This is a genomic window from Streptomyces sp. NPDC047014, from assembly GCF_040644195.1.
Lineage (GTDB): Bacteria > Actinomycetota > Actinomycetes > Streptomycetales > Streptomycetaceae > Streptomyces.
This window is the reverse complement of sequence record NZ_JBEYVX010000145.1, coordinates 1-8691: the sequence shown is the minus strand read 5'-3', so window position 1 is coordinate 8691 and position 8691 is coordinate 1. Positions and strand designations below refer to the sequence as shown.

At 71.6% G+C, this 8691-nt stretch carries 8 protein-coding genes; 5 read left to right on the top strand and 3 right to left on the bottom strand.

Annotated elements, in window-relative coordinates:
- The 3 genes from ABZ873_RS33180 to ABZ873_RS33170 all read left to right on the top strand — a co-directional run.
- A partial coding sequence (locus ABZ873_RS33180; protein ID WP_360880274.1) for a phosphoribosyltransferase family protein occupies positions 1–422 on the top strand: 422 nt, incomplete at its 5' end.
- A gap of 294 nt (positions 423–716) precedes the next feature.
- Positions 717–1412 (top strand): ribosome-associated translation inhibitor RaiA, encoded by a 696-nt coding sequence (gene raiA / locus ABZ873_RS33175; protein WP_360880271.1) that lies wholly within the window; start codon positions 717–719, stop codon positions 1410–1412.
- A 191-nt stretch (positions 1413–1603) separates the two neighbouring features.
- Positions 1604–2353: a response regulator transcription factor gene (locus tag ABZ873_RS33170; RefSeq protein ID WP_360880268.1), complete on the top strand. Its 750-nt coding sequence runs from the start codon at positions 1604–1606 to the stop codon at positions 2351–2353.
- Positions 2354–2375: 22 nt separating this feature from the next.
- On the opposite strand, the gene ABZ873_RS33165 is transcribed toward ABZ873_RS33170, so the two are convergent.
- A complete protein-coding gene (locus ABZ873_RS33165) occupies positions 2376–3554 on the bottom strand; it encodes a crosslink repair DNA glycosylase YcaQ family protein (RefSeq protein ID WP_360880265.1) in 1179 nt (392 codons plus the stop codon).
- 45 nt (positions 3555–3599) lie between these two features.
- Positions 3600–4193: a GNAT family N-acetyltransferase gene (locus ABZ873_RS33160; protein WP_360880262.1), complete on the bottom strand. Its 594-nt coding sequence runs from the start codon at positions 4191–4193 to the stop codon at positions 3600–3602.
- A gap of 239 nt (positions 4194–4432) precedes the next feature.
- Between ABZ873_RS33160 and secA the strand changes: the two genes are divergently transcribed.
- Positions 4433–7222: a preprotein translocase subunit SecA gene (gene secA, locus ABZ873_RS33155; protein WP_360880259.1), complete on the top strand. Its 2790-nt coding sequence runs from the start codon at positions 4433–4435 to the stop codon at positions 7220–7222.
- Between the two features lie 313 nt (positions 7223–7535).
- Here secA and ABZ873_RS33150 read toward each other — a convergent pair whose 3' ends face one another.
- Positions 7536–7970 carry an Rv3235 family protein gene (locus ABZ873_RS33150; protein WP_360880256.1) on the bottom strand — a complete coding sequence of 145 codons (435 nt, stop codon included), beginning with the start codon at positions 7968–7970 and terminating at the stop codon, positions 7536–7538.
- 302 nt (positions 7971–8272) lie between these two features.
- On the opposite strand from ABZ873_RS33150, the gene ABZ873_RS33145 reads away from it, so the two are divergent.
- On the top strand, positions 8273–8691 hold a 419-nt coding region (locus tag ABZ873_RS33145; protein ID WP_360880253.1), incomplete at its 3' end, for a hypothetical protein.

Below are 8691 nucleotides of genomic sequence, written 5' to 3'. Positions count from 1 at the left end.
GCCCTGGCCGGGATCCTGCCGGACTTCCGCCTCCGCTCCGGGGACGGCGAGAGCGTCACCCGGACCGCACTGACCGCCGCCTGGGGCGCCGGGGCGGGGCGCGGGTGACGGCCGGGGCCCGTGTGGTGCTGGTGGACGACCTGATGACCACGGGGGCCACGCTGGCGGAGGCGGCGCGGGCGGTACGCGCGGCGGGACTTGCGGGATCGGCGGGATCGACGGGATCGGCCGGACTCGCGGGATCGGCGGGATTGCCGGGCCCCGGGCGGGGCAGGGGAGCGGGAAGCGCGGAGTCCGGTGGAGGGGAGCTGCGGGCGGCGGTGGTGGCCGCGCCCGCGGACTCCTTCACCTGCCCGCCCGCGGTGGCCCGGCGACTGCCACCGCGGCCTGCCACCGGGGCCCCGGGAAAATCCCGTGAATAGATTCGGAACTGGAGGGGAAGGCCCATCGTTGCAGGTAGTACGAGGGAACAGTCACCTGACTGGAAGTACATGCCGGTAGCGGGTGCCGACAACCGTCATAGAGGGATATGTTCGGTTGTAAGGAACTCAGGGGGCTGTTCTCCCGACTCCGAAGTCGGTGGGGTTTCGATCTCGCTGATGGGGGAGGAGGAGGTGAAAGTCGCCAAGTCCGAGGCTCCGGCGTTCACCGGAGTCTGGTGCGAAAGGGAGACGCTTCGCCCCGTCGGGCGGAGCTATCCGGGAACGGAGTTCTGCGTGGACATCGTCGTCAAGGGCCGCAAGACCGAGGTGCCCGAGCGGTTCCGCAAGCACGTGGCCGAGAAGCTGAATCCGGAGCGGATCCAGAAGCTCGACGCCAAGGTGATCAGCTTGGACGTCGAGGTGTCCAAGGAGCACAACCCGCGCCAGGCCGACCGTTCCGACCGCGTGGAGATCACCCTGCATTCGCGGGGCCCGGTGATCCGTGCCGAGGCCGCCGCCGCCGACCCGTACGCGGCGCTCGACCTCGCTCAGGACAAGCTGGAGGCCCGGCTGCGCAAGCAGCACGACAAGCGCTACACCCGCCGCGGCAGCGGCCGGATCCCGGCGGCGGAGGTCGCCGACGTGGTCCCGGGCGTCGCCTCGCTCAACGGCAGCGGGCAGGTGGTGACGGAGGAGAAGACGGACGGGGTCCCGGTCACCCGGATCGGATCCATCGAGGTGCAGGGCGAAGGCCCGCTGATCGTCCGCGAGAAGACCCACTCGGCCGCGCCGATGTCGCTCGACCAGGCTCTGTACGAGATGGAGCTGGTCGGCCACGACTTCTATCTGTTCGTCGACTCCGAGACGAAGTTGCCCAGCGTCGTCTACCGGCGTCACGCGTACGACTACGGCGTCATCCACGTCAACCCGGACGGGGCCTCCAGCTCCGAGGAACCGCCCGGTGGCGCGGGCGGCGCGCTCGGCGGCTGAACAGGTCCATCCGCTGCCCCCGCGGGGCGCTTCGGCGCCCCGGCGGGGGCATTTGCATGTCGGGTATGCGCCAGGAGCGCCACCGGCTTCCCCCGCGGGACGCCTCGGGCATGGAATCATGGCGGGCAGTCAACCGGCTGCGGAGCGTGTCCGGTTGGCTCACCAGCTCAGCTCATGCAGGGGGAGGAACGATGGCGGACAGCTTCGGTCCGGTGCGCGGGGACGGCCCCGGCCGCGACGGGGCGGACCCGTCGGCGGAGCCCGCGGGTTCTCCGGCCGGGGAGCCGATCCGGGTGCTCGTGGTCGACGACCACGCGCTGTTCCGGCGCGGTCTGGAGATCGTCCTCGCGCAGGAGGAGGACATCCAGGTCGTCGGTGAGGCGGGTGACGGCGCGGAGGCGGTGGACAAGGCGGCCGACCTGCTGCCGGACATCGTGCTGATGGATGTGCGGATGCCCCGGCGCGGCGGCATCGAGGCGTGCACCACGATCAAGGAGGTGGCCCCCTCCGCGAAGATCATCATGCTGACGATCAGCGACGAGGAGGCCGACCTCTACGACGCGATCAAGGCGGGCGCCACGGGCTACCTGCTCAAGGAGATCTCCACGGACGAGGTGGCCACGGCGATCCGCGCGGTGGCCGACGGGCAGTCGCAGATCAGCCCGTCGATGGCGTCGAAGCTGCTCACCGAGTTCAAGTCGATGATCCAGCGGACCGACGAGCGGCGGCTGGTGCCGGCGCCGCGGCTGACGGACCGCGAGCTGGAGGTCCTCAAGCTGGTGGCCACCGGCATGAACAACCGTGACATCGCCAAGGAGTTGTTCATCTCCGAGAACACGGTGAAGAACCACGTCCGCAACATCCTGGAGAAGCTGCAGTTGCACTCCAGGATGGAAGCCGTGGTCTACGCGATGCGCGAGAAGATCCTGGAGATCCGCTAGGCCGTCCCTTCCGGACCAGGCCCTAGCCCAGGGCCGCCAGTTCGGCCGTGACCGCCGCGGCCTCGGCGGCGTCCTGCGCGCGCTCCACGCGGACCGCGTCGCAGCCGACCCACTCCGCCGCCTCCCGCAGGGCGCGGGCCATCGCCGGGGCAGCCTTCGGGGTGGTCAGGGAGAGCTGCCGGGCCACGAGGGTACGGCCCTCGCGGGCCGGGTCGACCCGGCCCTGGAGCAGCCCGCCCGCCAGCAGCGGCATCGCGAAGTAGCCGTGTATCCGGCGGGGCTTGGGCACGTACGCCTCCAGCCGGTGCGTGAACCCGAAGATCCGCTCCGTGCGGGGGCGGTCCCAGACCAGGGAGTCGAAGGGGGAGAGCAGCGTCGTACGGTGGCGGCCGCGGGGAGCGTCCGCGAGGGCCGAGGGATCCGCCCAGGCGGGCTTGGACCAGCCCCGCACCTCCACCGGGACCAGCCCGGAATCCGCGACGACCGCGTCGAACTCCTCGCCCTTGAGCCGGTGGTAGTCCGCGATGTCCGCGCGGGTGCCCACCCCGAGGGAGCGGCCGGCGAGGGCGACCAGGCGGCGTACGCACTCGCGGTCGTCCAGGTCGTCGTGGAGGAGGGCGTCGGGCACGGCGCGCTCGGGCAGGTCGTAGACCCGCTTCCAGCCGCGGCGCTCGCTGCACACCACCTCGCCGGTGTCGAGCAGCCACTCCACCGCGATCTTGGTCTCGGACCACTCGAACCACTCGCCGCCGTTCTTGGCGCCGCCCAGCTCGGTGGAGGTGAGCGGGCCGTCCGCCCGCAGCCGGTCCAGGACGGCGCGCGTCGAGCGCTCCTTGTCCCGCAGGACGTGCCAGCGGTGGCCGCGGGCCCGGCGGGCGCGGCGGCGGAACGCGAAGTGCGGCCATTCCTCGATGGGCAGGATGCACGCCGCGTGCGACCAGTACTCGAAGGCGTGCCGGTCGCTCCAGTAGGCCCGCTCGACGGCGGAGCGGCCCACCGCGCCGAGCCGGGCGTACGGGATCAGCTCGTGGGAGCGGGCCAGCACCGAGATGGTGTCCAGCTGGACGGCGCCGAGGTGGCGCAGCACCCCGCGGACCCCGCCGCGGCGGTCGGGGGCCCCGAGGAAGCCCTGCGCGCGCAGGGCGATCCGGCGGGCCTCGTCGGCGGAGAGCGACACGGTCGGCGGCGGCAGGCTGGTCATGCGCCGAAGCCTAGGGGGTGGCACTGACAGTGACCCCCGGCAGTGTCAGCGGCCGGCCGCCGGGAGGTAGGGGAGGGACGGGGTGAGGCCCAGGTCGGAGGGGAGGAGGGCGCCGATCCAGCAGTCGCGGGCGGTCCCGCGCTGGAGGATGCCCGCCCGCAGCAGGCCCTCGACCTGGAAACCGGCCTTCTCGGCGACGGCGCGGGAGCCCGCGTTGCCGACCTCCGCGCGCCATTCGAGGCGTACGAGGCCCAGCGCGGTGAAGGTCCAGTGGGCGACGGCGAGCACCGCCTCGGTCATGTAGCCGTTGCCGCGGTGCTCCTTCACCGCCCAGTAGCCCACCTCCTGGCTCTCCGCGGTGTGCAGGTGCACGCCGATCGCCGCGACCAGCGGGCCCTCGCCCTGCTCGCCCTTGTCATCCCTGAGGCGGACGGCGAAGGGGTAGGCGGTGTCCTCGCGCCAGCCCGCGGGGACGATCTCGTTCACGAAGGTGTGCGCGTGGGAGCGCTCGTAGGGGGCGGGGACCTGCGTCCAGCGCTGGATGTCGGGGTCCTGCGCGGCGGCGTACACCTCCTCCTCGTCGGAGGGGCGGAAGGGGCGCAGGACCAGCCGGTCCGTGGTGAGGGTGGTGGGCTCCATGAGCGGATTCTGCTGCCGCCGCGCTTCCGGGGGCGAACACTTTTCGGGAATCCCGCGCGGTGGTGCGGCACCTTCGGCGTCCCCCGTACGTTCTCAATCCGGGCACCGTTCCCTCACGGGGACGGCGGACCTCCCGACGCGGCCGCGTCCTCGCTTACGATGGCCGTTGCGGTGGGGCCCACCTGCCGTGCCCGTGTACGTACAGTGCCCAGGCCCGACCGGCAAGGAGACAAACCTCGGTGTCCGTCTTCAACAAGCTCATGCGTGCAGGCGAAGGCAAGATCCTGCGCAAACTGCACCGCATCGCGGACCAGGTCAACTCCATCGAAGAGGACTTCGTCAACCTCTCCGACGCCGAGTTGCGGGCGCTCACTGACGAGTACAAGCAGCGCTACCAGGACGGTGAGAGCCTGGACGACCTGCTGCCCGAGGCGTTCGCCACCGTCCGCGAGGCCGCCAAGCGCGTCCTCGGCCAGCGGCACTACGACGTCCAGATCATGGGCGGTGCCGCGCTGCACCTCGGCTACGTGGCCGAGATGAAGACCGGTGAGGGCAAGACCCTCGTCGGCACGCTCCCCGCCTACCTGAACGCGCTGTCCGGCAAGGGCGTCCACCTGATCACGGTGAACGACTACCTGGCCGAGCGCGACTCCGAGCTGATGGGCCGGGTGCACAAGTTCCTCGGCCTGGAGGTCGGCTGCATCCTGGCGAACATGTCGCCGGCCCAGCGCCGCGACCAGTACAGCTGCGACATCACCTACGGCACGAACAACGAGTTCGGCTTCGACTACCTGCGCGACAACATGGCGTGGTCGCAGGACGAGCTGGTGCAGCGCGGCCACAACTTCGCCGTGGTCGACGAGGTCGACTCCATCCTCGTCGACGAGGCCCGCACCCCGCTGATCATCTCCGGTCCGGCGGACCAGGCCACGAAGTGGTACGCGGACTTCGCCAAGCTCGTCACCCGCCTGACCAAGGGCGAGGCCGGCCAGCCGCTCAAGGGCATCGAGGAGACCGGCGACTACGAGGTCGACGAGAAGAAGCGCACGGTCGGCATCCACGAGGCCGGTGTCGCCAAGGTCGAGGACTGGCTCGGCATCGAGAACCTCTACGAGTCGGTGAACACCCCGCTCGTCGGCTACCTGAACAACGCCATCAAGGCGAAGGAACTGTTCAAGAAGGACAAGGACTACGTCGTCATCGACGGCGAGGTCATGATCGTCGACGAGCACACCGGCCGTATCCTCGCCGGCCGCCGCTACAACGAGGGCATGCACCAGGCGATCGAGGCGAAGGAGGGGGTGGACATCAAGGACGAGAACCAGACCCTCGCCACGATCACCCTCCAGAACTTCTTCCGCCTCTACTCGAAGCTGTCCGGCATGACCGGTACGGCCATGACCGAGGCCGCCGAGTTCCACCAGATCTACAAGCTCGGCGTCGTCCCGATCCCGACGAACCGGCCGATGCAGCGCGTGGACCAGGCCGACCTGATCTACCGCACCGAGGTCGCCAAGTTCGCCGCCGTCGTCGACGACATCGCGGAGAAGCACGAGAAGGGCCAGCCGATCCTCGTCGGTACGACGTCGGTCGAGAAGTCCGAGTACCTCTCCCAGCAGCTGTCCAAGCGCGGGATCCCGCACGAGGTGCTGAACGCCAAGCAGCACGAGCGCGAGGCCGTGATCGTCGCCCAGGCCGGGCGCCGCGGCGCCGTCACCGTCGCCACGAACATGGCCGGCCGCGGTACGGACATCAAGCTCGGCGGCAACCCGGACGACCTGGCCGAGGCGGAGCTGCGCCAGCAGGGCCTGGACCCGGAGGAGCACATCGAGGAGTGGGCGCACGCCCTCCCCGCGGCGCTGACCCGGGCCGAGGCCGCCGTGAAGGCGGAGTTCGAGGACGTCAAGGACCTCGGCGGCCTGTACGTGCTGGGCACCGAGCGCCACGAGTCCCGTCGTATCGACAACCAGCTGCGCGGCCGCTCCGGCCGTCAGGGCGACCCGGGCGAGTCCCGCTTCTACCTGTCGCTGGGCGACGACCTGATGCGTCTGTTCAAGGCGCAGATGGTCGAGCGGGTCATGGCGATGGCGAACGTGCCGGACGATGTGCCGATCGAGAACAAGATGGTGACGCGCGCGATCGCGTCGGCCCAGTCGCAGGTCGAGACCCAGAACTTCGAGACGCGCAAGAACGTCCTCAAGTACGACGAGGTCCTCAACAGCCAGCGCGAGGTCATCTACCGGGAGCGCCGCCGGGTCCTGGAGGGCGAGGACCTCCAGGAGCAGGTCCGCTTCATGATGGACGACACCATCGACGCGTACATCGCGGCCGAGACGGTCGAGGGCTTCGCGGAGGAGTGGGACCTGGAGCGGCTGTGGAACGCGTTCCGGCAGCTCTACCCGGTGAAGGTCACCATCGAGGAGCTGGAGGACGCGGCGGGCGACCGCGCGGGCATCACCTCCGAGTTCATCGCGGAGTCCGTGAAGGACGACATCCACGAGCAGTACGAGGCCCGCGAGAAGGCGCTCGGCTCCGACATCATGCGGGAGCTGGAGCGGCGCGTGGTGCTGTCGGTGCTGGACCGCAAGTGGCGCGAGCACCTGTACGAGATGGACTACCTGCAGGAGGGCATCGGCCTGCGGGCGATGGCGCAGAAGGACCCGCTGGTCGAGTACCAGCGCGAGGGCTTCGACATGTTCAACGCCATGCAGGACGGCATCAAGGAGGAGTCCGTCGGCTACCTGTTCAACCTGGAGGTCCAGGTCGAGCAGCAGGTCGAGGAGGTCCCGGTGCAGGACGCGGCGCCGTCCCTGACGAAGGAGCCGGTGCCGGCCGCGCGGCCGGAGATCCGGGCGAAGGGGCTGGACGCTCCGCAGCGGCCGGACCGGCTGCACTTCTCGGCTCCTACGGTTGATGGGGAGGGCGGGGTGGTCGAGGGTGACTTCGACAGTGAGGCCGGGGACGGGATGACTCGGGCCGAGCGCCGTAAGGCGCAGAAGGCCGCGGGGGGGCGGCGGCGGAAGAAGTAGCCGCTGTTCTTGGCCTGGCCCTTGCCCTTGCCTTGCGGGGCTTGTTGTCGGGCGGCCGGGGTCGGGCACCTTTGGGTGTTCGGCCCCGGCCGTTTGTGTTTGCCGGGTGCGGCGCCGTTGCGGGGGCGCTGCCCCCGGGCCCCCGCGCCTCAATCGCCGGCGGGGCTTGATTGGGGCTCCGCCCCTTGCCCCCGCGCCTCAAACGCCGGCGGGGCTGGATGTGGCCGGCAGGGGTGGATGTGGTCGGCTGGGGTGGATTGGTGGCCGTAGGGAGGGTTGCAGGGTGGGGGGCCTCGTCGCGGGGCTTGGGGGGTCACCGTAGGGGGCCCTGGAGTTCGATGGCGGCGCAGCGCCAGCGGTGGTCCGGGCCCTGTTCCAGGCGGAAGGCCATCGCCGTGAGGCGGTCGCCCGTGGCGATGCGGGCGAAGGCTTCGATGACGCCCGGGCCCGGGATGAAGCGGCCGCACTGGCGGACCACCGGGGTGAGGCGGTCGCGCAGGTGCTCTGCCGGGGCCAGGTCGGCCAGCTGCTGGTAGGCGGGGCCGACCGTGTGGCCGAGCAGGGAGTGGACGGGGCGGCGGCCGCTGACGACCGCCAGGAGGCGGTCCGCGAACCAGTGGTGCGGGCCTTGCGCCGTATGCCGTCCCGAGGGGCGGCGGGAGTCGCGGCGGCCCGCCGGGCGGGTGCGGGACGCCGGGCGGCGGCGGGCGGATTCGCCGCCGGTCGTGGCGCGCTTCGTGGTGGTCATCGCGATCTGCCCCCGAACGGTCCGGCCCGGAGCGGTACCAGGCGGTAACTTGTCGGGGATCTTCTACGGCCGGGCGAACACGCTCCGCAACCGGCGCCACGGCCGGCCCCCGCGCGCCCTCGGTTCACCTATCCGGGTCGGCGGCCCGCCGCCCCCGGCCCCCGCCGGACCGGCCCCGCGTACGGGGGTGGACGGCCGGCGGACGCGGCCCGGCGGCCCGATCGGGTACGGCGGTCGTCACCCTGCCGGTTCGCCGCGCGCCGTATCCTGGGTGGGTTCCCGACGACCGAAAGCAGCCGGCCATGCGTGTGTACGTCCCCCTGACCCTCCCCGCGCTCGCCGAGGTGCACACGGCGGGTGAGCTGGGACCCGCCCCGCTGCGGGCGTACGCCGTCACCCCCGGGCTGCGCGAGTGGTACGTGTCGGACGACCTGGAGGAGCTGGAGTACGCGGCCCTGGGCCGGGCCGCCGCCGCCTCCCTGCGCCTGCTCGCCGAGGACACCGCCGCGCCCCGCCGCCGCGTGGTCGTCGCCGTGGACGTGGACGACAAGGCCGTGGCCGGCGCGCCCGGTGAGGACGAGGCCGCGCTCGGGCGGGTCTCGCTGGGCCACGCCGTGCGGCTGAGCGTGGCCGCCGCCGTGCACGTCGACGCCGACGAGGCCGGGGAGGACGTGGCCGCGGCCGCCGCCGCCCTCGCCGCGGCCGAGGCGGGGGACGCGGG

What these genes read in the sequence shown, in the direction of transcription:
- ABZ873_RS33170 (WP_360880268.1), top strand. Translation starts at nt 1,604, where the DNA reads ATGGCGGACAGCTTCGGTCCGGTGCGCGGGGACGGCCCCGGCCGCGAC.
- ABZ873_RS33165 (WP_360880265.1), bottom strand. Translation starts at nt 3,554, where the DNA reads ATGACCAGCCTGCCGCCGCCGACCGTGTCGCTCTCCGCCGACGAGGCC.
- ABZ873_RS33160 (WP_360880262.1), bottom strand. Translation starts at nt 4,193, where the DNA reads ATGGAGCCCACCACCCTCACCACGGACCGGCTGGTCCTGCGCCCCTTC.
- ABZ873_RS33150 (WP_360880256.1), bottom strand. Translation starts at nt 7,970, where the DNA reads ATGACCACCACGAAGCGCGCCACGACCGGCGGCGAATCCGCCCGCCGC.